Raw genomic sequence first — 22,661 nt, forward strand, 5'->3', positions numbered from 1 at the left:
TCAAGGGCGGCCGCACCGGATGCGCCCATTTGCACATCAACGATGGAGGAAAATGTGCGCGCTCCAATTACTGGACTGATGGCGGCTATGGCCGTGACGCTTACGGCTTGTGGTGGCGGTGGCAGCTCTGATGGTGGCGTTCGCGCGATCACGGTTGTCGGCAGCTCGACGGTCTATCCCTTTACCCGTGCGGTGGCCGAAAATTTCGCCCGCAACAATCCTGATTTCGGCTCGCCGGTCGTGGAATCGACGGGCACTGGCGGTGGTATGGAACTGTTCTGCGCCGGTGTCGGCACTGAGCATCCCGACCTCGCCAACGCATCGCGTCGGATCAAGGATACTGAATTTGCCAATTGCCAGGCCAATGGCGTCGACCAGATCATCGAATTGCAGGTTGGCATTGACGGTCTCGCCGTTGTGGCATCGCCGGACGGCCCCGAAATGAGCCTCACCCGCGCACAGATCTATCAAGCGCTGGCTGCCGAACCTTGGGGTGAAGAGCAGACCGCTGAGACCTGGTCAGACATCGATGCCTCGCTCCCTGATACGCCGATCCGCGTCTATGGCCCGCCGACGACGAGCGGCACCCGTGACGCCTTTATCGAGCTGATCATGGAAGCCGGTTGCGAAACCAATGCGGCGATGGAAGCGCTTGAGGAAGAAGACGAAGATCGCAAAGATCAGGTCTGCACCTCGATCCGCGAAGATCAGTCCTTCATCGAAGCCGGTGAGAATGACAATTTGATCATCCAGCGCGTTTCGCAGAATCCGGGCTATCTTGGCCTGCTGGGCTATAGCTTCCTTGCTGAAAATGAAGGCGAAGTGATCGGCGTTTCAATTGATGGTGTCGCTCCGACCTATGACAGCATCGCAAGCTTTGATTATCCGGGCGCGCGTCCGTTGTTTGTCTATGTGAAGGGCAACCATCTGGAGGCAATCCGCGGCCTGCGCGAGTTTGTTGCTGAATATGTCTCGGCCTGGGGCCCGGAGGGCTATCTGGTCGGCGAAGGCATGATTTCGAACCCGGATGAGGTCCGGGCCAACTATGCGGCTGCGGCAGAAGCCATGACCGTATTGACGGAGGAAGATCTTCAAAACTAAGGTCTTTCTATCGAAAATGAAGGGGGTTGGACGGTCCGCCGTCCGCCCCCTTTTTGTAATGCTCAATGATCGATTGCCTCAGAAGCAAGATTCCTGTAACATAACTGTCATATTTGTTGCGTTTTATCCGGAGAATCCATCATGGCCAGCGAGATGAAGCATACCGTTTCCGCCTTCGACGAAGAGTTGAGTGCGTTGCGCGCGGACATGTTGGAGCTTGGTTGGCGCACTTCTTTGGCGATGGAAGATGCCATTCGGGCGCTGGAAGACCGAGACAATAAGCTCGCCAAGGCGGTCGTTAAGGGGGATCGGGAAATTGACGCGTTGGCAGCTCAAGTCGAAACTGCAGCGGTTAACATCATCGCGCTGCGTGCGCCGATGGCAGATGATTTGCGAACCCTGGTTTCTGCGATCAAGATTAGCGCGATCCTTGAACGGACCGCTGATTATGCCCGCAACATTGCCCGGCGCGTGCCGAGCATTAAGGCGAAATACCCCAAGAAATTGCGCAAGACGATCGCCACGATGAATGATGCGGCAAAGGAAATGCTCGTCGATGTTGTGCGGGCCTATTCCGAAGGCGATGTCGCGCTGGCCGCTGATGTCTGCAAGCGCGACGATATTGTTGATGACCTGCATGACGAGCTCAGCAAGATGCTGATCGAGTTCATGATCGAGAAGCCTGACCAGATCAGCCAGGCCGCGCATCTGCTATTTGTCAGCAAACATCTCGAGCGGATCGGCGACCAGGCGACCAATATCGCCGAGATGGTCACCTATTCGGTCACCGGAACCCAGGCCAAGGCGCCTGACGTGGAGAGCACCAAGCTCGCTGCGTAAATCAAAGGGCGCCCCGGTCCGCCGAGCCCCGGTGTCGTTTCCGGTCTCTCCAACATAACGAAACATGACAAGCCGTTGGCCATCTGTCACGCTTGGTCAAACAGGAGAGACATATGACCCAGGATCGCAGGACATTTGGCGCTGAAACCACGGCTGATGACGTGTTGGACGGCATCGACCTGAGCGACAAGCTGGCGTTGGTCACAGGCGGCGCTTCAGGGCTTGGGACGGAGACAGCGCGGGCGCTGGCTGCGCGGGGCGCGGGCATCGTAATAGCCGCACGTAATGTCGAGAAGGGCGAGGAGGCCGCCCAGACCATACGGGACGCTGTTGAAGGAGCTTCCGTCGAGGTTATCGCCCTCGATCTTGCCTCGCTCGACAGCATTCGCAGCGCCGCACAGGCCTTTCTCGCCACCCATGACCGGCTTGACCTGCTGGTCAACAATGCCGGCGTGATGGCCTGTCCGCCGCTCAAGACGGCCGACGGCTTCGAGATGCAGTTCGGCACCAATCATCTGGGCCATTTCCTGTTTACCAACCTCATAGCATCAGCGCTGATCGCCGCCGCCCCATCACGCATCGTCAACCTCAGCTCACGTGGGCACCACCGCGATACCGTGCATTTCGAAGACCTGCATTTTGCCGAGCGCGACTATGACAAATGGCAATCCTATGGCCAGTCCAAGACCGCCAATATCCTGTTCACGGTCGGCCTTGATGCGCGGCTCAAGGATAAGGGCGTGCGGGCCTATGCGGTGCATCCGGGCGGTATCGTCACCAATCTCGGCCGGCACCTGAACGACGATGATGTGAAGTTCCTGATGGCGCAGATGCAGAAGAATAGCGGCGGCAACGCGGCTCTCAAATCCATTCCGCAAGGCGCGGCAACGAGCTGCTACGCGGCCACCGCGCCGGAGCTGGAGGGCCAGGGCGCGGTCTATCTCGAAGACTGCCATGTCGCGGCGGTCGACGACGAGAATATGGCCGGCGGCGTGCGATCCTATGCGCTTGACCCGGATACGGCCGAAAAGCTTTGGGCCGTGTCCGAAGATCTGGTGGGGGACCGTTTCGCCTATTAGGCGAGAGCGCCCCCCGAACGATCCCTAGAAATCAAACTCGGCCCGCGCGCCGACGACGTCGACACTGTAATCCGTGTCGCCATTGGGGAGCGCGATTGCCGCATCGTCATAGGCGATATGGCTGTAATTGATCATGAAGCGCGCATGGTCGATCGGCGTCCAGATCAGCGACAGGCCGAACAGATCCTGCTCACCGCCAATGATCCCGGCATCCGAAAGGTCCAGGCGATCATAGCGCGCATTGATCTGCACCGCGCCAATGCCGCCTTCGTCGATCGTCCGCGCCGGGCGGGTCCGCTGGAACTTGCCGCTGGAATAGCCGCGCGAATCCCCGCCGGTCAGGAAATAGCCGGCCTCGACATAGCCGCCGAAAAAGGTCGGATTGGCCATGCCGGGAATATCCGCATTCATCCAATGCGCCTCGGCCACCGCATGGAAGGGCCCATGGATCACCGCGGTCTCGATGCCATAGCTGGTTTCCTCCGCCACATTCAGCGCGCCGGTATTGATGAAGCGCGTGTCCGTGCCGTGATAGGCAGGGCGCTGGCGATAGCGCGCACCCGGATTGTCCTGCAGGTCCCGGTGGTGGAATGACCCACCCAGATGGAGCTGCGTGCCATTGAGGTCCGGACTATAGGTCGCCCGCGTATCGAAGGAATAGGCGTTGACGCTATCATCGGTGAGATCGTTGATATTCGCCGTAAACACGCCGCCATCCCAGCGGAAATCGCCATTGGCATAGTTGACCGAGATGCCAACCCGCCGCTCAAAGCCGAACGCATCGGTAAAGCCGGCGCGCTCCATAAAGCTGATGAAGCGGCTGCTGGTCAGCTCCTCCAGGCTCTGGAACGTGTTGTGCTGCCCGACGGTGAACTCGAAATCCCCGGCATCATAGCCCAGGATCGCATCGGTCACATCGACATCATTATCGGCAAAATCGACCTCGATCTTATATTCAAAGCCACCCGGAATCGCGCCGCGCGCACCCAGGCGAACCCGGCGGATTTCGCTCGAAAAGCCAAGCCCCGGATCGTTGAGATTGCCGGGATCCGAAACGCTCGCACCATCGATCATCGCGCGACCAAAGGGCCGGAAATCCCAGCCATCCGCCGTCCGCGTACGCGGCGCTGCGCCAAAGCTCGTGCGCGGCTGGGCGGCGACGGCTTCGCTCGCCGCGTTCGCCGCAACCTGCGCCTCGCCCGCCGCCGTTTCGGCTGCTGCTGCGGTCGCCTGTGCCGCTGCCGCCTGATTGGCGACCCCGGCCTGCGATCCGACCAGCTGCTCGACCAAAGCTTCGAGCGTCTGCACGCGATCGCGCAGCTCAGTCAGCTCTGCCTGGACTTCCGGCGGCACATCCTCGGCCAAAGCCGGTGTGCTGGCGAGCAACGCGGCTGTCGATGCCGACAGCGCAAGGGCGATATGTTTCATTATGATGAAGCTCCGATGACAAACTCATCCCGCCTCTATGACGCCTTTGTTACGTCCCCATGATCATTCTGTTTCGGTAATGTGACAAACGCGGCCAAGCGCGACGGCGCGGCGGCAAGGGCGGCGCGCACTGCGACACTTTGGATGACACTGGTTGACAGGGGTCGGGGGTGCCGTGGGGGCGCCCCTGTTGGAAAAATAGGATCGCGGGATGGAGACCGGGGTGCGGACGGGCGGCAAAGGCAGGGAGAGCGGCCTACTCCTCCCCCATCTTCAGCGCCGCAATGAATGCTTCCTGTGGGATGCTGACGTTTCCGTATTCCCGCATCTTCGCCTTGCCCTTTTTCTGCTTCTCCAGCAGCTTCTTCTTGCGCGAGATGTCGCCGCCATAGCATTTCGCGGTCACGTCTTTGCGCATGGCGCCGATGGTTTCGCGCGCGATGACCTTGCCGCCGATGGCGGCCTGGATAGGGATCTTGAACAGGTGGCGCGGGATGAGATCCTTCAATCGCTCGCACATATGGCGGCCGCGGGCTTCGGCGGCGGCGCGGTGGACGATCATGCTGAGCGCGTCGACCGGTTCCTGATTAACGAGGATGTTCATCTTGACGAGATCGCCTTCGCGATGGCCGATCGGCTCATAATCGAATGACGCATAGCCGCGGCTGATGCTTTTCAGCCGGTCGTAAAAGTCGAACACCACTTCGTTGAGCGGGAGCTCATAGACCAGCTGGGCGCGGCCGCCGACATAGGTGAGCTGCTTCTGGATGCCGCGGCGATCTTGGCAGAGTTTGAGGATCGGGCCGAGATAATCGTCCGGCACATAGATGGTCGCCTTGATCCACGGCTCCTCGATCATCGCGATCTGGGTCGGGTCCGGCATATCGGCCGGGTTGTGCAATTCCATAACATCCGACTGCCCTGAGCCTGTCGAATGGGTCATGGTGAGCTTGTAGACCACGCTCGGCGCGGTCGTGATCAGATCGAGATCATATTCGCGGGTCAGCCGCTCCTGGATGATTTCGAGGTGAAGCAGGCCAAGGAATCCGGCGCGGAACCCCTGGCCCAGCGCGGCGCTCGTCTCCATCTCGAAGGTAAAGCTCGCATCATTGAGGCGCAGCTTGGAGATGGATTCGCGCAATTTCTCGAAATCCGCCGCATCGACCGGGAACAGCCCGCAAAAGACGACCGACTGGACTTCCTTATAGCCGGGCAGGGCTTGCGGAGCGGGGTTTTTGACGGTGGTGATGGTATCGCCGACCGCAGTATCCGCCACTTCCTTGATCTGGGCTGTGATAAAGCCGATCTCGCCCGGGCCGAGCGCTTCGAGCTGCTCGATCTTGGGGCGCATGCAGCCGACGCGGTCCACCAGATGCTGGGTGCCGTTCTGCATGAACTTGATCTGCTGACCTTTTTTGAGGGTGCCATCGATCACGCGGACGAGGATCACGACGCCGAGATAGGGATCATACCAGCTATCGACGAGCATCGCCTTCAATGGCGCATCGGCATCGCCACCGGGCGGCGGGATTTTCTGGACGATCTGTTCGAGGATTTCGGAAATGCCCTCGCCGGTCTTGGCGCTGGCGAGTACGGCCTCGTCGGCCGGGATGCCGATGATATCCTCAATCTCCGCCCGGACGCTTTCGGGGTCGGCGGCGGGGAGGTCGATCTTGTTGATGACGGGCACGATCTCATGATCATGCTCGATCGACTGATAGACATTGGCGAGCGTCTGCGCTTCCACGCCCTGCGCCGCATCGACGACGAGCAGCGCGCCTTCACAGGCGGCAAGGCTGCGGGATACTTCGTACGCGAAATCGACATGGCCCGGCGTGTCCATGAGCGAGAGTTCATAGGTCTCGCCATCTTCGGCCGTGTAATTGAGGCGCACGGTCTGGGCCTTGATGGTGATGCCGCGCTCGCGCTCGATATCCATATTATCGAGCACTTGTTCTTCCATCTCGCGCTCGGACAGGCCGCCAGTTTGCTGGATCAGCCGATCGGCCAGGGTGGATTTGCCATGGTCGATATGCGCGATGATGCTGAAGTTGCGGATTTTCGATAGATCAGTCATTTGCCGCGCTCCTTAGCACGGGCAGCGCGCGCGGCAATCCGCTAAAACAGGCGAGTCAGTCGTTCATTGTCGGGATCGCCTGCTCGATAAATTCGCGGGTCAGCACATATTTGGGATCGGTGCGCGTGGCCGCGTCGATCATCTGCGCATCCTCGCCCACCAATATGCGCCATTCCTCTGCGCGCACGCCATCAAGGATGATCTTGGCAGCTTCGGCGGGTGGCAGGCCATTGTCGCGGAAATCCTCCATGCTTTGTTGCCGCTCTTCCTCGGTTTCGCCGGGGGCCAGCACATCGGAAATGCCATGTTCGCGCGCGGAGTTGAGGGCGATCGAAGTGCCGATATGGCCGGGCATCACAACGCTCGCCTTCACATGCGGCGCGTTGATCGCAAGATCGGTCAGCAGCGATTCGGTAAAACCCTTCACCGCGAACTTGGCAGCGCAATAGGCGGTGTGTGGGGTATCCGGGCCGATCGTCGCCCAGAAGCCGTTTACCGAGCTGACATTGATGATGTGCCCTTCATTGGCTTTCACGAGCAGCGGCATGAAGGCGCGCGCATTGAGATACACGCCGTCCCAGCAGACGTTGAAGGTGCGTTCCCATTTCGCCCGGTCATCGGCAACGAAGCTACCTGCACCGGCAACGCCGGCATTGTTGAAGAGCAAGTGGATATGGTCTTCACCGATTTCGGCGAGCACATGATCGCGAAAGGCAATCACATCGTCCTCGTTGCTGACATCGGCGCGAAAGCTGGTGATCTTGGCGCCCTGGGTCGCTTCGGCTTCGGCAAGACGACAGGTTTCGGCCATATCCTCTTCGCTGATATCGCACAGCGCGATGGAACAGCCCTCGGCGACAAGCTGCAACACAAGCGCGCGCCCGATACCCGATCCGCCGCCGGTGACGACCGCGATCTTGCCAGAAAAATCCTTCATGCTCTCTCATCCTTGTCCTGGTGTTCCATCCATTGATCCGGATTTACGGTGTCCGGATCGGCCCGTGCTTCCCGATGTGTATCTGCTGCATGCGCCATCAGCACCTGGGCTTCCTTGGTCTGCATCAATTCCATGAAAAGCGCGCTCTCACGCGTGAGGATATCCTTGTCGACGGGTGTGCCCGCCTCGCGCACCAGCGTCTTGATATGCGCAACGGCCAGCGGGGGGCGCGCGGTGATTTCGCGCGCGATCGCAATGGCGCGATCGAGCGCGCTGTCCTCGCTGTCTTCGGCAACAAGCTCTTCGAAAATCCCGAGCGCGTGCGCTTCCGACGGAGATACGAGCCGCGCGCGCAGCATCATCTCAAGCGCTCGGCCCCGCCCGACAATCTCGGTCAGCCTCTGCGTGCCGCCAGCGCCCGGCAGGATGCCGACGGATATTTCGGGGAGCCCATATCGATAGGGTCCGTCTTTCGCGACGCGCATGTCGCAGGCGAGTGCAAATTCGAACCCGCCGCCAGCCGCCGATCCGTTCAATGCGGCGATTACGGGTTTAGGCAACTCGCCAAGTTCCAACAATATGTCGTCCATATTGGCGTCCCAGGCCTCGCCCTCCTTGCCGCTCGCGATATCGTCCAGCTCCTCAAGCGAGAAATGCCGGATGAATATTTCCTCATCAGTACCAGTGAATATGACCGCGCGAACATCATCCTCGCGCAATCGCGGGAGCATCGCATGGAGCTCGTTCATCGTCTGCGGGGTCATGACCTGAAGCGGCGGATTGGCGAAATGGACGATTGCCAAGCCATCGCTGATATCCAGTGTCAGATGCGCCATCATGATCCTCCCGGCGACGACGGGCGCTCTGCGCGCTCTCACATCACCGCCGCGCCATTGGTAACCAACAGATGCGGAAAGGAAAGGCTGAAGGAGAGGATTTCTCGCTGAAAATCGGAAACTGGATCAGCTGGGCAGGGGTCAGGCCTCTGCTACTCGCGAACATTCGCGACATTATAACTATAGGCCTCGTCCTGGGTCAGGCATCGACGGGTTTCGCCGCTGCCTACAGCCTGGGTCGCATACATGACTTCGCTCAGCAGCCGCCGTGACACGCCCATCCGGATCAGGAAGTCGTTATCTTCGGTGGCCAGCTGTGCACTGGCCTGTTCGATCTCACCAATCAGTTCGACCGTGCTTTCCGTTCCGGCTTCCACTTCCTGGCGGATCACGTCGCGGTTACCCGTGTGCGTGAACATATGGACCATGAAATTGCCACCGCGTTCAACAATCCTGAGCTGCCCGCCCATGAACACGAAATTGCATGCGGAAAAGCAGGACCAGCCAGCCGGGATGCGCGTGATGATACCGGGAAATTCTGTCCGCAGCATGCGACCGGCTTCATTGCCGGCATAGGCATCGCCCCCCGGCGAACGGAACCAAATCTCGGCAATTGTATCATCGGCCGACAGCGCATCACGAAGCCGGTTCGCCAGGCCCGATGTGATCATGCCTTCGGCCAGGAGGACGCGATATTCGCCGCGATCTTCCGTGGTCAGCGACATCACCTGATTGGCCGCCCAATTAGGCGTGGCCGGGCATGTCGGGTTGGGATTGTTCGACTGCGCCCCGGGGGAAGCGCTGGCGCATAACAATGCTGCTCCAATGGCGAAAAGATCGCGAACGCGGGTCATGTTTATGCGGTCCGCGTGTACCGCCGCGAGGGTGGCACACGACACATCGTCTTGGGTACCGTCGTTTCTTCGCCTTCAACGATAATGACGTCCGTCACTTCAAGGCAGTCGCGGCCACTTGATGCTTGCGATCGTCCGGTCACTGTGGATCGGCCGCGCACACCCGGGCGCGTGTCGCTGGTCCATTCTGCGGTCGCACCGACTTGGCCACCGCGCGTGGCCTCATCTGTGGCCGCCGCAGCTTTTTCTTGTTCTTCAGGATCGAGACGGCAGGCAATTTCGGTCGCCAGCACATCGCTAAACTCGGTCGAAGGAACATAGGTCGGTATGCCAAGCGATCGCGCTGCATCGCCCAATATGCCGCCAATAATTGATCGACCCGCCGATTCCCCCATCGTGTTGCAATGGTTCTCGCTATCGTCGGATCGCGACGACCCACCGCCCAGCAAACCGCCAAATTGAAACGCAGCGACCGGTTGGGCGGCAAGCCCGACAATAATCGCAAAGGCAATGAAACGATTGTTACGGCTGTGCATATACATATTACTCTCCCGGTCGACCCGGTTGCATTCCTCAATCACGCGCCAACTAGCCTGTAGCCCGCAAAACATCAAGATTCTTAGGGTAGAATGGGTGTCGATAGCGTTAAAATCAAAGTTGGTGATCAGCGTCACTACGGCCATCTCCGCAATGCCCGATAAGCATTCTCGTCAACGTGATCCGAAACAGGATCATCAAAACGAAACTGAATTTGAATCGGGAGACCAATCATGTGGAAATCTATTGCTTCGGTAGCCGCGATCGCCGCTGCCATGACTATGACTGCAACACCGGCTTCGGCTGACCGTGGTTCACACAGCCAGCGGGCTTCACTGCCTACCTGCACCCAGCCGATCGGCGCGATCTCGATCGTTGAGCCGGACGATAACTGGTGGCAGCGTTATGATCTCGATAGCCCGGAATCGGTTATCAACCTTCTCGTCTTGCGCTCGGGCTGTTTCACGATCGTCGATCGCGGTCGCGGATTGCGCAGCCGCAATCTTGAGCGAGCCTTGGCCGATAATGGCGACCTGCAGGCCGGATCGAATTTCGGCGGCGGACAGGTTCGTGCGGCTGACTTCTTCATCATTCCGGATATCATCGCGACCAACCGCGATGCCGGTGGCTTTAACATCGGCGGTTCCCTGGGCGGCATTTTTGGCAGCACATTGGGTGGTACCTCGCTCGGCATCAATACGCGCCGCCGTGAAGCCAATGTATCGCTGACCCTTGTCAATGCCCGGACGACCGAAACCTTACGCCTGACTGAAGGCTATCATCGTGAAACCGATACCGGTTTCTCGGCTGGCCTGTTCGGCGGTGGCGGGATTTTCGGAAACCTTGGTGGCGGTCTGGGCATCGGCACTTACGAGAACACCGAGATCGGCCAGGTTGTCGCCGCAGCCTATCTCGATGCCTATTCTGATCTGGTGGTCCAGCTAGGCGGGGTAACCGCGCAGGCGCCGGTTGCTCAATAACGGCACTGTCAGATCTTGGGGGGAGGGGCACGCAGCCAACAGGTTGCGTGCCCCTTTAGCTTGCCTCGACGGGAAAGCCCGTTAGCATCTCTGCAGGACCAAATTCTAAGAGGGGACCCCCATGCGCCATATCGCGGTGGTCGGTACTGGGCCGGCAGGCTATTATTCAGCAGAGGCCGCCCAAAAACTGTTTGGCGAAGATGTTTCCATCGACATGATTGACCGGTTGCCAGTGCCCTATGGCCTGATCCGGTTCGGCGTCGCGCCGGATCATCAATCGATCAAGAATGTCGCGCGGCGTTATGAGAAAGTCGCCCTGTCGGACAATGTTCGCTTTGTCGGTAATCTTACCATTGGCGAAGATATCAGCATCGACGAGCTTACCGATCTCTATGATGCGGTGATATTAGCTACCGGTGCGCCGGAAGATCGCGCATTGCCGATCCCCGGGGCCGACCTTTCCGGTGTTTTGGGCAGCGCGGCATTTGTCGGCTGGTATAATGGTCACCCCGATCACAGCGAAGTGGATCCGCCCTTGGACGGCACACATGTCGTGGTTATCGGCAATGGCAATGTCGCGCTCGACGTGGCGCGTATCCTGTCAAAAACCTCTGATGAGTTTTCCGGGTCAGACATCGTGTTGCACGCCTATGAGCAGCTCGAAACCGCGAACACTGAGCATGTGGCCTTGCTGGGTCGTCGTGGACCGCATCAGATCGCAATGACGCCGAAAGAGCTGGGCGAATTGGGTCGGCTGGAACGGGCGGCACCTCGCGTAGATCCAAATGATTTACCGGAAGAAGGCGCTGATGCATTGCTTGAGCCTGGTATGCGGAAATCGGTCACTTTCCTCAGGGAATTTGCCGCGATTCCGGAATCCTTTCGTGTCGACAAAAGTGTCGAAATCGAATTCGATTTCTTCGCCGCACCGGTCCGCATCGAAGGGGATGGCAAGGTCGAACAGGTCGTTGTCGAACGCACCGAATTGGACGCTGATCTGCGCAGCCAGGGAACCGGCGAGACATATACAATCCCGGCCTCGATGGTCGTGACCTGTATCGGCTATCAAACGCCGCCGATTGAAGGGGTGCCGTTCGAACATGGCCGTGGCCGTTTTGCCAATGATGAGGGCCGGATCATGCCGGGCCTATATTGCGTTGGCTGGGCGAAGCGCGGACCGACCGGTACGATCGGTACCAACCGGCCGGATGGCTATGCTGTGGTCGATCTGATCGCCGAAGATATCGGCGAGGGCGCGGGCAAAACGGGTCGGGCCGGGCTCGATGCGTTGCTTGCGGAACGCAATGTCGACGTCGTGACCTTCCGGGACTGGAAGAAGATCGAGGAAGCCGAAGCGGATCGCGCTCGCGAAGGCAGTCCGCGCGAAAAGTTCATCGAAATCGAAGAGATGATTGCGGCTCGATCCCGGTGACGGACGCGACGGCAAGCGCACCAATAGACCGGCATATGGAAGCGTGTTTCAACAGCCGCATGTCGGCGGCGGTCAAGAACGAGTTGGTGCTGCCAAGCGACCCGACTGACTTTGGTGATGCGCCAGACCATCTTCTACTGATCCTCTTCGCGTCGCGCTGCGGGAGTAGTTACGCTGGACACCTCCTCGCTAATACCCCCCATTTCGATCAGGTTAGAGAAGCATTTAACGTCGGGCACCTCGCGCAAGTGCGCGAGAAGCATAATCTTGCTGACGATGGCGAAGCGGCGCGCTGGATGATTACCAGACATGGGACGTCGAAGGCATTTGCCGCCAAATGCGGCCAGCCAGGGCTGATCGGTGCTTGGCATCTCGGTTACCTAGAGGCAAAATTTGATCGGATGAATTGTCTGGTGCTCGAGCGCCGAGATCGTGTGGCCCAGGCCGTATCGCTGTTTCGGGCGGAGCTGAGCGGCCGATTTCATTCACCGCAAAAGGCAGCGCGCGAGGTGCAGCTCGATGATTATGATCGCGAGAAGATCTCGGTTTTTCACGCCGTCATCGACCAGGTCTATGACTCGTTACACCGCTTTCTCGCGCTGACGGGAAAGTCCTATCGCACGGTTTATTATGAAGATATCTGCGCGGATCCGGAAGCATTCGTCAGGGACACATGTGCCGATATGGATTTGCCGATGCCCGCCACTTTTGACGCTGAAGTGCGGCTGGAAGTCCTTCGCGATGAATTGAGTGTCGAGTGGATAGACCGCTTCAAGCACGGCCGTTAGCGGCCGTCAGCTTGGCTTTGACACGTTTTGCTCAAGCCAATCGCCGAGAATCGCATTCACCTGTTCGGGCGCTTCTTGCTGCACCCAATGCGATACGCCGGGCAAGCGGTGAAGCTCCAGATTTGGAACCCATTCTTCGGTCCCTTCGGTGCAGCGGATATTGAGCGCGACATCCTCTTCACCCCAGATCATCAGCGTTGGTGTGTCGATCCGTCCATCGCCGAGATCGACAGAATCATTGCGCCGCACGAGCGCGCGATAATAGTTGAGCATCGCGGTGAGCGCGCCCGGGCGCGCGGCGGCGGCAGAGTATATCTTCTGTACCTCTGGCCCAAAATTGCTCTGGTCGCAGCTGGAACGCGCGACCATCTGGCCGATTGCTCGCGCATTGTTCCGGCCCAGAAGTTTCTCCGGGAGCCAGGGGATCTGGAAGAAGAAGATGTACCAGCTCTTTTTGAACTGGCGCCAATGTTTGATCTCGCGCTGGCCGACCATCGGATGCGGGACATTCATGATCACAAGCCGGGCGAGTGGCCGCAATTTCCGGATTGCAAATGCCCAGGCGACAATCGCGCCCCAATCATGGGCGATAAGCGTCACCTCCTTGGCGCCGCTCGCATCGATGAGCGCGGCGACATCATCGGTCAGCTGGTCGAGCGCATAGGCATCTATTCCTGTCGGCCGGCTGGAGCCGCCATAGCCGCGCATATTCGGCGCCCAGACGCGATAACCCCGCTCAACCAGCAACGGAATTTGAAAGCGCCAGCTATAGTGAAGCTCGGGAAAGCCATGGAGGCACAATGCAAGCCGATCGCCCGAGCCTGCTTCGGCCAGCTCAAAACGCTGCCCATTTGCTTCGACCCACCGCATCGTGACGCCGCTATCGGGCTCTGGCGTCCAGCTGAATTCACTATCCATATCCGGACCGTAGCAGCCTCGGCGCTTTTCTGCTAACGTCTACGTAAACCAGAAATCAGGAGAGAGTTTGATGCATGACCTCGTCATCCGAAACGGCACAATTGTAGATGGTCTGGGCGGTGAACCCTTTACCGGTGATATCGCTGTCGATGGCGATCTTGTGACGCAGATCGGCGAAGTGAGCGAGCCAGGGCGCGAAGAAATCGACGCGACCGGCAAGGTCGTCGCGCCGGGCTGGGTCGATATTCATACCCATTATGATGGCCAGGCCACCTGGGACAGTGAGATGGCGCCGTCCAGCTGGCATGGCGTGACGACGGTCGTGATGGGCAATTGCGGGGTCGGTTTTGCCCCTGCCAAGCCGGACAAGCATGACTGGCTGATCGGTCTGATGGAAGGCGTGGAAGATATTCCCGGAACTGCGCTAGCCGAGGGGATGAGCTGGAACTGGGAAAGCTTCCCCGAATATATGGACGAGCTCGAAAAAATGCCGCGCACCGTGGATGTCGCCTGCCATGTGCCGCACGGCGCAATCCGCGCGTATGTTCTGGGTGACCGGGAAACGCCCGGTGCGGTTCCGACCGATGAGGATGTCGAGAAGATGTCGGCGATTGTCGAGGAAGGGCTGCGAGCCGGTGCGCTCGGTTTCTCAACCTCACGGACGATCCTCCATCGCGATGTCGAGGGCGAGCTGGTTCCCGGGACGACGGCGACCAAGGAAGAATTGATCGGTATCGGCCGGGCCATGGGCCGGGTTGGCTATGGCGTGTTCGAGATGGCATCCGACATGAAACGCGAATGGGACGAATTTGGCTGGATGGGCGATCTGTCGCGCGAAACCGGCCTGCCGGTCACCTTTGCCGCGCTCCAGTCGATTGCCAAGGAAATGCCCCTCGAAGAACAGATCGAAGCGACCGCCGCGGAAAACGCCAAGGGCGCCAATATCGTCGCCCAGATCGCCTTGCGCGGAAACGGGATCATCATGGCCTGGCAGGGCACGGTGCACCCGTTTGTCTTCAAGCCAGCCTGGGAAGAAATATCCGAGCTGGATTGGGATGCGAAACTCGCCAAGCTCAAGGATGCGGATTTCCGCAAGCGGATGATCGACGAAGAGTCCGTGTATCCGGAGAATCCTGATCTCCTGCCGCTGTTCATGATGATCGCCAATGGCTGGCCGGTTCAGTTCGAGATGATGGACGGCTTCAACTATGAGCCGACCGCCGCCGAGAGCGTCGCCGCCCGCGCCGAAGAAGCCGGGATGACGGGTAGTGAATATGCCTATGAGCTGCTGATGCGCGAAGAGGGCACCGGCTTCATCTATTATCCGATCCTCAACTATGCGGACGGCAATCTCGATTTCCTCCACCCGCTCCAGCATCGCGATGACACGGTGAACTCGCTGTCCGATGGCGGCGCGCATTGCGGTACGATCTGCGATGCCGCTTCGCCGACCTTCATGCTCGAACATTGGGTGCGCGATCGCGAGCGCGGCACGATCAGCCTCGCCAATGCGGTAAAGCGCCAATGCTATGATACCGCGCGGCTCTACGGCCTCAATGATCGCGGGGTTCTTGCGCCCGGCTATCTGGCTGACATCAATGTGATCGATCTCGACAATCTCAAGCTTGAAAAGCCTTGGCTGGCCTTTGATCTGCCGGCGGGTGGCAAGCGCCTGCTGCAAAAGGCGCAGGGCTATGAGGTGACGATCAAATCGGGCCAGGTCACCTTCCTCAACGGCACGGTTACCGAAGCGCGCCCAGGCGGCCTGATCCGCGGTCCGCAATCGGTGGAGATGGCTGAAGCGGCGGAGTAGCTGACCTCAAATCAGCGGTTGAAAGCAGGTCGTCCGGCCCGTATAGAGCCGCGTCTGTCTCCCGGTGGGCCCGCATCTTTGCAGGCCGGACACATCGGTCGGGGAGTAGCTCAGCCAGGTAGAGCACTGTCTTCGGGAGGCAGGGGCCGGAGGTTCGAATCCTCTCTCCCCGACCATTTTTTCCAGACAAATGCAAAGACCATTGTGTTTGAATGTCCGCTTCTGTTCGCAAGCGGACATTCGATCCTACTCGCCCATTGTCCGCCTTTGGATGGGAAGCGATCACTTCTGTGGTTTAACCGCTAACGGCAGATCTCCAAACAAAGTTGGAGATCCACCAAAATGGGCCCCTTCAATTTCGAGCATCTTGAGTTTGGTTTCTACTCCGCCTGGCGCTGAAAAGCCGGTAAGTTTGCCATTTGCACCAACAACACGGTGGCAAGGAACGATGATCGGGATTGGGTTACGCCCAAGAGCCTGGCCAACCCTTTGAGCAAAGAGCTTGTCGCCGAGTTGCAAGGCAACTTCCCCGTAGGTGAGCGTTTCGCCAGCCGGAATTGCGCACGTGACAGCGTAGACCTTCTCTGCGAATTCATCGACTTCACCAAGATCGCAGGCGACAAATGACAAATCTGCTTTTTCACCTTCAAGCAGCGCAATGATTGATTGAATAGCACGGTCAATGGCCGGTGGCGGCTTAGCTCTTCTTGCCCCGGTTCGTTTGACGACGCGCGCCGCCGTCGCGGCGGGGGTCTTTTCAGGCAAAGAAGCTGCGACGACCAAATCGCCACGCCAAGCGATGCAACAATCACCGATTGCCGTCGGGAAGAGAGTAAATTCCGCATTCATTCTGATCTAGTCCAATATGGCTTGCGGCCCACGTTCAAGCAATGTCGTCAAAACAATATGGCTCCTTGTGTTGGTGACTTCGCCAAATTCGCGCATTCGCACCAGGAGATTATCCAGAGCCTGTGGGTCTCTGCACCGCGCCTTTATCAAAAGGCAGGAGTCTCCGGCCACACTATGAACTTCTTCAACATCAGCGTCCTCATGTAGACTGGCAAAATTTTCCCTGGCCTTGGCACCGGTGTAATTCACATGAATGAAGGCGAGAAACGGACGCCCGATTTTTGCACCGTCCAGGCTAATGGTGTTCTTCGTAATCACGCCTGCGGCTTTCATTTTCTTCACTCGTTCGTGCACCGCTGGTGCTGAAAGATGCACCATTGCACCCAAGTCGGAATAGGATTGCGATGAATCTTCGCTAAGCGCGCTTAATAATTTTCGGTCTGTATCGTCGATTACCAGCTCCGATACCCGCTTCTGCTGAACACCGTTCGTATCTTTGTACATAAGTCCAGAACTCCTTGATGCCGAATTTCATTCGTCGATATATCTATATGACTATACATTATTCGGCAATTGGAGTTTTCTATGGAACTGGGAATCTACTTCATCTTCTTTTTCACCACCGCCGTCGTGATTTTTGTTCCGGGTCCTGCTGCAATCGCAATAGCAGCCCAAGGGGCAGGCAATGGCCACAAACGCGCGACCTACGGTGTCCTTGGGGTAGCTTCGGCAAACGCGGTCTATTTCATTTTGTCCGCGATGGGCATTGCATCATTGCTGATCGCTTCGCCGTTCATCTTCAACGCGATAAAATGGGTTGGCGTTGCCTATCTGGTCTATCTCGGGCTCACAGCCATTTTCAGCAGAACCGGCGGTATTCAATTCCCTACAGGCAGGTTGCAATCCGCTACGTCGCTTTTTGGAAAAGGCTTTCTAGTCGAGTTTGCGAACCCAAAGGCGCTGCTATATTTTGCGGCAATTCTTCCTCAGTTTCTTGATGTATCTCGATCAATCATAACCCAAATTCTCATCATGGGCGTAACGACAGTCGTGCTCGATCTGATCTCATACAGCCTATACGCTTATGCCGGTGACCGGTTGACCAGCGGCGCTGTCAAAGAATGGATCGTCCGCATGATCAATCGCGTTGCCGGAGGTGCTCTGTTGCTGGCTGGCGCGCGGATGGCGACCGTTTAGGCAAGCAACTCGGATCTACCGATAAGTGTGCGCAGAAAGGACTGATATGACCGAGTTGTTCCCACCCATCGAACCTTATGCAACAGAGTTTCTGGATGTTGGTGACGGCCACAGAATATTTATTGAACAAGCCGGTAATCCTAAAGGCAAACCAATAGTCTATCTGCACGGCGGTCCTGGGGCCGGGAATTCACCGGCGACGCGACAGTTCTTTGACCCTGAAATTTACCGGGTCGTCCATTTCGATCAAAGAGGGTGCGGCCAGAGCACGCCCCATGCCTCGTTGGACGCCAATACGACCTGGCATCTTGTCGAAGATATGGAGAAAATTCGCAAGCATCTGGATATAGAGGCGTGGCAGGTTTGCGGCGGATCATGGGGCAGCACATTGGCATTGGCCTATGCGCAATCCCACCCCGCAAGAGTGACCGAGTTAATCCTTAGAGGACTCTTCCTGGATCGGAAAAAGGAAATGCAATGGGCTATGCAGGAGGGTCCTAAGGCGGTTTATCCGGATTATTGGGAAGCCTTTGAAGCAATGATACCGGCCGAGGAAAGAGGCAATATGCTTGGTGCCTACTACCGCCGCGTCACCGGAGATGATGAAGCAGCGAAGCTAGCCGCGTGCCGGGCATGGTGCCTATGGGAATTTGCAATCATGACTTTGATTCCAAATCCAGAATATGCTGAAAATCTGACCGATGAATTTGCACTCGCGATGGGCCGGACATCTTGTCACTATTTTCAGCACGGAAGCTTCATGGAATCTGATGATCACATAATCGGTGGCATCGACAAAATCCGCCATATTCCGGCGATCATGATTCAAGGACGACACGATCTCGTCACACCGATGCAGACAGCATGGGAAATTCACAAACAATGGCCAGAAGCAGAATTGCATATTATTGATGGCGCAGGTCATTCCGCCTCCGAAGCTGGCATAACGACAGCTATCATGGCGGCAGCAGCGAAATTCGCCTCCACGGGAGAATGAAGTTGGCCTTAGAGCCCGCAATTGAGTCGAAAGCGGGTATTGGTCGTTCCCTCGTTGAACGTCCGCAATGGGCGCAAAGCCGCCGCTGGAAAATCCTTCCTCGCCCGACCGCTTCCCCTATTTTTGCGGGCAGATCAGGAATTTCTCGCCGGTTGTCTTGGCATAATAGCGTTTGACGATATCGGCATCGAGCGCTTCGGACAGCGATACTTCGTCGGTATAATGGCTGGCGAAGGTTGTTGTCAGCTCATCGACGACCCGCTTGCGCAGGCGATCGGCAACTTCCGGACCCGCCTTGCCGAGGAAGTTGGGGAGCAGCCAGCCGCCTACGCCCCAGGCCATGCCATAGCCGCGCGACAGGACAGTCGGCGATACATCGAGGCCGCCATAGAGATAGACCTGCTTATGGGCGACCGAACCATAGATGCTGTAGGCACCCGGCGTCCGTGCGGCCGCCGCTTCCATCGCGCTCAAAATCTTGGAAGCCAGATCGCCGCCGCCCGTCGCATCAAAGGCAAGCGTTGCGCCGGTTTCGTGAATGGCATCGGTGAGGTCCGCGGCGAAGGTCTCGCTGCTGGAATTGCAGATATGTTTGGCACCCATCTCGCGGAGCATTTCGACCTGCTCTTCGCGGCGCACGATGTTCACGAGCTCAACCCCATCATCCTTGCAGATACGGTTGAGCATCTGGCCGAGATTGGAGGCGGCGGCGGTGTGGACGAGGGCGGTATGGCCTTCCATCCGCATCGTTTCGAGCATCGAGAGCGCGGTCAGCGGATTGACGAAGCTTGATGCGCCGTCCTTGGCCGTATGTTCCGGCTTGAGCGGGAGGCACATGGCGGCGGGCAGGCAGCGATAATGCGCATACATGCCGCCCCCCATCACTGCGACGCGCTTCCCCATCAGCGCCTGGGCCATCTCGCCGCTGCCTGCGGCGACTACGGTGCCCGCGCCTTCATTGCCGACTGGCAAGGACTGGCCGATTCGCGCTTTCATCACGCCCATGCCCTGGGGCGATACCGGCGCGGTAAGGACGATATCATCGCCTTCGCCGGTTGATGCACATTCGCCCATGCTGGCCCAACCAAACATCACGCCATGATCCGATGGGTTGATCGGTGTCGCCTCAATCTGGACCACTACCTCTTCATCGCCGGGGGTCGGCGTCGCTTGTTCGGAGAGTTCCATGCGAAGCTCGCCATCTTCGGAAACGGTAGACAGCATCTGGCGATAGGTTGCGGGCAAAGACATGGAATTCTCCTAGAAAGGGATAAGTGCGATGCGGGCATCACTCGCGCCTAGACATACAGTTTTGCGCGGTGTCCGCCAGCGCAGAATTTACGCGCCGGGCAGTCGGAGTTGATTTAAGTGTATTATCTATATAATACACGTGCGATAGAGTGCGCTGCAGTTATAGCGACACAGACCAGACCAACAGGGACCGAAACGATGGACAGCAGTGCAAATCTAAACCCCGTAGCGATTGCGCGATGGGTCGGCTGGTCAATGATCGCGACGATCATTGTCGGCGCAGCAACCGCCATGTTTGTGGCGTCCGGTATCGATATCAATCTGTCAGCCGATGTGTCGGCGACGGCCGAAGCCATGCTGGGTGCTGAGGAAAGATTGCGCGGCAAGGCCTATCTGGGTGGCCTCGCATTTGCGCTGGATGTGCTGATCGGGGTGGGACTGTACCTGCTGCTTCGGAAAACCGGGCCGTTATTGGCCGGCTGGAGCCTGATCTTTGGCCTGATGGCGTCGCTGCTGATGCTGCTGGGCGCGGTATTCGCGCTGAATGCGGCCGAGATTGCTGGCGATACGGCCTATCAAGCCATGGCAGAAGACAGCCGCCTCCTGCTGGCGAGCTTGCAGGCGACATCCGACTATACGTCATTCCATCTCGGCCTGGTGATGTCCTCCTTTGCAAAGGCCGGCTTTTTCTACCTGTTCCTCAAGTCCGGGCTGATCCCGAAGCTGATTGCCGGCTGGGGGATCTTCGCTTCGCTATTTGTCGGTTCAACGATCGTCGCTCGCGATTTCATCCCGGCCCTGGGCGATGGAACCATCACCATGGCGTTCATGATGTCCAACCTGATCGCAATCCTTGCGACCGGGCTCTATCTCGGGATCCGGGGAGTGCGGACGCGCTAGGCTATCCTTGCTGGTCGGCGATCCAGCGCCGCATTTCGGATTCCAGCGTGCTCAGAGGTACCGAGCCGAGAGCCAATATCGCGTCATGGAAGGTGCGGCGGTCAAAATCCTCGCCCAACGCCGCTTCGGCTTCACCGCGCAACCGACGGATCGTCAGCTCGCCCAGCTTATAGGCCAGTGCCTGGCCGGGCCAGCTGATATAGCGATCGATCTCGGTCTCGACCTCATGGTCTGACAGCGCGGTGTTGCTGGAGAGATAGTCGATCGCCTGTTGGCGCGACCAGCCATAGTGATGCAGGCCGGTATCGATAACGAGCCGCGCAGCGCGCCACATCTCATAGGTCATCCGGCCAAAATTTTCGTAGGGCGTGCGATAGATGCCCATCTCGATGCCGAGATACTCGGTGTAGAGGCCCCAGCCTTCGCCATATCCGGAGAAATAGGTGTAGCGGCGGAATTCAGGCCCGGACTCGCGTTCTTCGGCGAGTGCGGCCTGCATGGAATGGCCCGGCGCACATTCGTGCAGCGTCAGGGCGGGGAGATTGTAGAGCGGCCGGCTCGGTAGATTATAGGTGTTCATCAGGCAGCTCTCGAGCCCGCCGCGACCGGCCGTATAGAAAGGCGCAATCTCATCCGGTACGGGTAATATGGTGTAGCGCCGGCGCGGGAGCAGGCCGATCACATCGCCAAGCGTCGCATTGGCGCGCACCGCCACCCAGGCGGTAAACATCATCAGCTCTTCGGGTGTCTCGGCGTAAAATTGTGGGTCGGTGCGCAGGAATTCGAGAAACTCGTCAAAGCTGCCCTCGAAACCAGTCTCTGCGATTGTCGCTTCCATGTCGGCGCGGATGCGCGCGACTTCGTCGAGCCCGATTTGATGGATCTCTTCGGCCGACAGATCGAGGGTCGTATATTCGCGGATCTGGGCGGCGTAATAGGCCGGGCCGTCGGGAAGGGTGCTCGCGCCCGTTTCGGTCCGCGCATTGGGGTAATAGTCCTCGCGATAAAAGCGCAGGAGATCGGCAAAGGCGGGCGCGACCGCATCGCGGATCACGGCCTGTGCTTCGGCGCGCAATGCGTCATGCTCTGCGGCTGGTACCGTCGCCGGGATAGTGCGGAATGCGGCGTAGAAGGGATTGGCTTCGGGATCGGGATTGGCATAAGGCTCGATCGCTGCATCGCGGCCGGCGAGCGTTACCTGCGGCACGGTGAAACCGCGCTCCAGGCCCGCCCGCATATTGGCGATATTTTCGGAGAAATTGCGCGGGATATCACGCAGACGCCCCAGGAAGCGGCGATAGTCGCCGCTGGTCGCTAGTCGACCCGGGCGCGGATTGAGTCCGGTCCAGAAGGCCGTGTCACTGTTGAGCGGCGCTTCCCATTCGCGATATTGCCCGTCGGCGATCGCAATCTCGAGGTTCGTGCGAAACACCGATGCGTTGATCCGTTGGCGATCGGAAAGCGCTTCGACGGGAATTGCGTCCAACTGGCGCAGCGTTTCCTGGCGGTGGGCCAGGCGTTGTGCCTGGGTTTCGGGATCGACAGCGGGCAGGCGATCTCCGCTCGTCAGCTCGCCATCCTCGTCCCGGGTCCAGGCATATTGTTCCATCTGCCAGGCCCAGTCGACTTCATAGAGTGCCTGAAGTTGCTCATCAGCGCTTGCCTCAGCTTCGGCCTGCGCGATGGCGGGAGTGGAGATGGCCGGAGCAATCAGGAGCGCGCAACTCAGCGCGATGAGGGACGAGCGGATTTGCATGGCGTTTGACATCCTTGATCTGGAACTGTTGGCGCCATGAATGAGGAGATCGGACCATCCGTCAAGTTTTTGCGGTGGCGTGGGCGAATCC

At 58.6% G+C, this 22,661-nt stretch carries 21 protein-coding genes and 1 tRNA gene; 11 read left to right on the forward strand and 11 right to left on the reverse strand.

Features of this window, described 5'->3' with window-relative positions; genetic code table 11:
- The first annotated feature begins 54 nt into the window (after nt 1–54).
- The 3 genes from HFP51_RS13630 to HFP51_RS13640 all read left to right on the forward strand — a co-directional run bounded on the left by HFP51_RS13630 (nt 55) and on the right by HFP51_RS13640 (nt 3,020).
- Nucleotides 55–1,101, forward strand: a complete 1,047-nt coding sequence (locus HFP51_RS13630; RefSeq protein ID WP_255454681.1) for a substrate-binding domain-containing protein — start codon at nt 55–57, stop codon at nt 1,099–1,101.
- A 141-nt stretch (nt 1,102–1,242) separates the two neighbouring features.
- Complete coding sequence (gene phoU, locus HFP51_RS13635) at nt 1,243–1,941, forward strand: phosphate signaling complex protein PhoU (RefSeq protein WP_176876257.1); 699 nt, start codon at nt 1,243–1,245, stop codon at nt 1,939–1,941.
- Between the two features lie 113 nt (nt 1,942–2,054).
- A complete protein-coding gene (locus HFP51_RS13640; RefSeq protein ID WP_176876258.1) occupies nt 2,055–3,020 on the forward strand; it encodes an oxidoreductase in 966 nt (321 codons plus the stop codon).
- Nucleotides 3,021–3,044: 24 nt separating this feature from the next.
- On the opposite strand, the gene HFP51_RS13645 is transcribed toward HFP51_RS13640, so the two are convergent.
- From HFP51_RS13645 to HFP51_RS13670, 6 genes are all read right to left on the reverse strand, one after another.
- On the reverse strand, nt 3,045–4,448 hold the full coding sequence (locus tag HFP51_RS13645; RefSeq protein WP_176876259.1) for an OprO/OprP family phosphate-selective porin: 1,404 nt from the start codon (nt 4,446–4,448) through the stop codon (nt 3,045–3,047).
- 256 nt (nt 4,449–4,704) lie between these two features.
- Nucleotides 4,705–6,525 carry a translation elongation factor 4 gene (gene lepA, locus HFP51_RS13650; RefSeq protein WP_176876260.1) on the reverse strand — a complete coding sequence of 607 codons (1,821 nt, stop codon included), beginning with the start codon at nt 6,523–6,525 and terminating at the stop codon, nt 4,705–4,707.
- Nucleotides 6,526–6,580: 55 nt separating this feature from the next.
- Complete coding sequence (locus HFP51_RS13655) at nt 6,581–7,462, reverse strand: SDR family oxidoreductase (protein WP_176876261.1); 882 nt, start codon at nt 7,460–7,462, stop codon at nt 6,581–6,583.
- On the reverse strand, nt 7,459–8,301 hold the full coding sequence (locus HFP51_RS13660) for an enoyl-CoA hydratase/isomerase family protein (RefSeq protein WP_176876262.1): 843 nt from the start codon (nt 8,299–8,301) through the stop codon (nt 7,459–7,461). The genes HFP51_RS13655 and HFP51_RS13660 overlap by 4 nt, the downstream gene beginning before the upstream one ends.
- A 149-nt stretch (nt 8,302–8,450) precedes the next feature.
- Nucleotides 8,451–9,152: a hypothetical protein gene (locus HFP51_RS13665; protein ID WP_176876263.1), complete on the reverse strand. Its 702-nt coding sequence runs from the start codon at nt 9,150–9,152 to the stop codon at nt 8,451–8,453.
- 2 nt (nt 9,153–9,154) lie between these two features.
- Nucleotides 9,155–9,694, reverse strand: coding sequence for a hypothetical protein (locus tag HFP51_RS13670; RefSeq protein ID WP_255454682.1), 540 nt, complete (start codon nt 9,692–9,694; stop codon nt 9,155–9,157).
- 270 nt (nt 9,695–9,964) lie between these two features.
- On the opposite strand from HFP51_RS13670, the gene HFP51_RS13675 reads away from it, so the two are divergent.
- The 3 genes from HFP51_RS13675 to HFP51_RS13685 all read left to right on the forward strand — a co-directional run bounded on the left by HFP51_RS13675 (nt 9,965) and on the right by HFP51_RS13685 (nt 12,889).
- Nucleotides 9,965–10,669 carry a CsgG/HfaB family protein gene (locus HFP51_RS13675; protein ID WP_255454683.1) on the forward strand — a complete coding sequence of 235 codons (705 nt, stop codon included), beginning with the start codon at nt 9,965–9,967 and terminating at the stop codon, nt 10,667–10,669.
- Nucleotides 10,670–10,790: 121 nt separating this feature from the next.
- A complete protein-coding gene (locus HFP51_RS13680) occupies nt 10,791–12,101 on the forward strand; it encodes an FAD-dependent oxidoreductase (protein WP_176876265.1) in 1,311 nt (436 codons plus the stop codon).
- Between the two features lie 35 nt (nt 12,102–12,136).
- Nucleotides 12,137–12,889 (forward strand): Stf0 family sulfotransferase, encoded by a 753-nt coding sequence (locus tag HFP51_RS13685; RefSeq protein ID WP_176876266.1) that lies wholly within the window; start codon nt 12,137–12,139, stop codon nt 12,887–12,889.
- A gap of 6 nt (nt 12,890–12,895) precedes the next feature.
- On the opposite strand, the gene HFP51_RS13690 is transcribed toward HFP51_RS13685, so the two are convergent.
- A complete protein-coding gene (locus tag HFP51_RS13690) occupies nt 12,896–13,807 on the reverse strand; it encodes an alpha/beta fold hydrolase (RefSeq protein ID WP_176876267.1) in 912 nt (303 codons plus the stop codon).
- A gap of 70 nt (nt 13,808–13,877) precedes the next feature.
- On the opposite strand from HFP51_RS13690, the gene HFP51_RS13695 reads away from it, so the two are divergent.
- Together HFP51_RS13695 and HFP51_RS13700 are read left to right on the forward strand one after the other, a co-directional pair.
- Nucleotides 13,878–15,620 carry an amidohydrolase family protein gene (locus tag HFP51_RS13695; protein ID WP_176876268.1) on the forward strand — a complete coding sequence of 581 codons (1,743 nt, stop codon included), beginning with the start codon at nt 13,878–13,880 and terminating at the stop codon, nt 15,618–15,620.
- 99 nt (nt 15,621–15,719) lie between these two features.
- Nucleotides 15,720–15,796, forward strand: a tRNA-Pro gene (locus tag HFP51_RS13700).
- Between the two features lie 106 nt (nt 15,797–15,902).
- On the opposite strand, the gene HFP51_RS13705 is transcribed toward HFP51_RS13700, so the two are convergent.
- Both HFP51_RS13705 and HFP51_RS13710 read right to left on the reverse strand, forming a co-directional pair.
- Complete coding sequence (locus HFP51_RS13705) at nt 15,903–16,469, reverse strand: methylated-DNA--[protein]-cysteine S-methyltransferase (protein ID WP_176876269.1); 567 nt, start codon at nt 16,467–16,469, stop codon at nt 15,903–15,905.
- 6 nt (nt 16,470–16,475) lie between these two features.
- Nucleotides 16,476–16,973 (reverse strand): Lrp/AsnC family transcriptional regulator, encoded by a 498-nt coding sequence (locus tag HFP51_RS13710; protein ID WP_176876270.1) that lies wholly within the window; start codon nt 16,971–16,973, stop codon nt 16,476–16,478.
- Nucleotides 16,974–17,054: 81 nt separating this feature from the next.
- Between HFP51_RS13710 and HFP51_RS13715 the strand changes: the two genes are divergently transcribed.
- Both HFP51_RS13715 and pip read left to right on the forward strand, forming a co-directional pair.
- Nucleotides 17,055–17,666, forward strand: coding sequence for a LysE family translocator (locus tag HFP51_RS13715; protein WP_176876271.1), 612 nt, complete (start codon nt 17,055–17,057; stop codon nt 17,664–17,666).
- Nucleotides 17,667–17,712: 46 nt separating this feature from the next.
- Nucleotides 17,713–18,663: a prolyl aminopeptidase gene (pip, locus tag HFP51_RS13720; protein ID WP_176876272.1), complete on the forward strand. Its 951-nt coding sequence runs from the start codon at nt 17,713–17,715 to the stop codon at nt 18,661–18,663.
- A 117-nt stretch (nt 18,664–18,780) separates the two neighbouring features.
- Here pip and HFP51_RS13725 read toward each other — a convergent pair whose 3' ends face one another.
- Nucleotides 18,781–19,914: a zinc-binding dehydrogenase gene (locus HFP51_RS13725; protein ID WP_176876273.1), complete on the reverse strand. Its 1,134-nt coding sequence runs from the start codon at nt 19,912–19,914 to the stop codon at nt 18,781–18,783.
- A 198-nt stretch (nt 19,915–20,112) separates the two neighbouring features.
- On the opposite strand from HFP51_RS13725, the gene HFP51_RS13730 reads away from it, so the two are divergent.
- On the forward strand, nt 20,113–20,814 hold the full coding sequence (locus HFP51_RS13730; protein ID WP_176876274.1) for a DUF4386 domain-containing protein: 702 nt from the start codon (nt 20,113–20,115) through the stop codon (nt 20,812–20,814).
- Nucleotide 20,815: 1 nt separating this feature from the next.
- Here HFP51_RS13730 and HFP51_RS13735 read toward each other — a convergent pair whose 3' ends face one another.
- The gene (locus tag HFP51_RS13735) at nt 20,816–22,570 is read right to left on the reverse strand and encodes a DUF885 family protein (protein WP_176876275.1); all 1,755 of its coding nucleotides are present in this window, start codon (nt 22,568–22,570) and stop codon (nt 20,816–20,818) included.
- Nucleotides 22,571–22,661: the final 91 nt, after the last annotated feature.

Source organism: Parasphingopyxis sp. CP4 (genome assembly GCF_013378055.1).
Taxonomy (GTDB): Bacteria; Pseudomonadota; Alphaproteobacteria; order Sphingomonadales; family Sphingomonadaceae; genus Parasphingopyxis.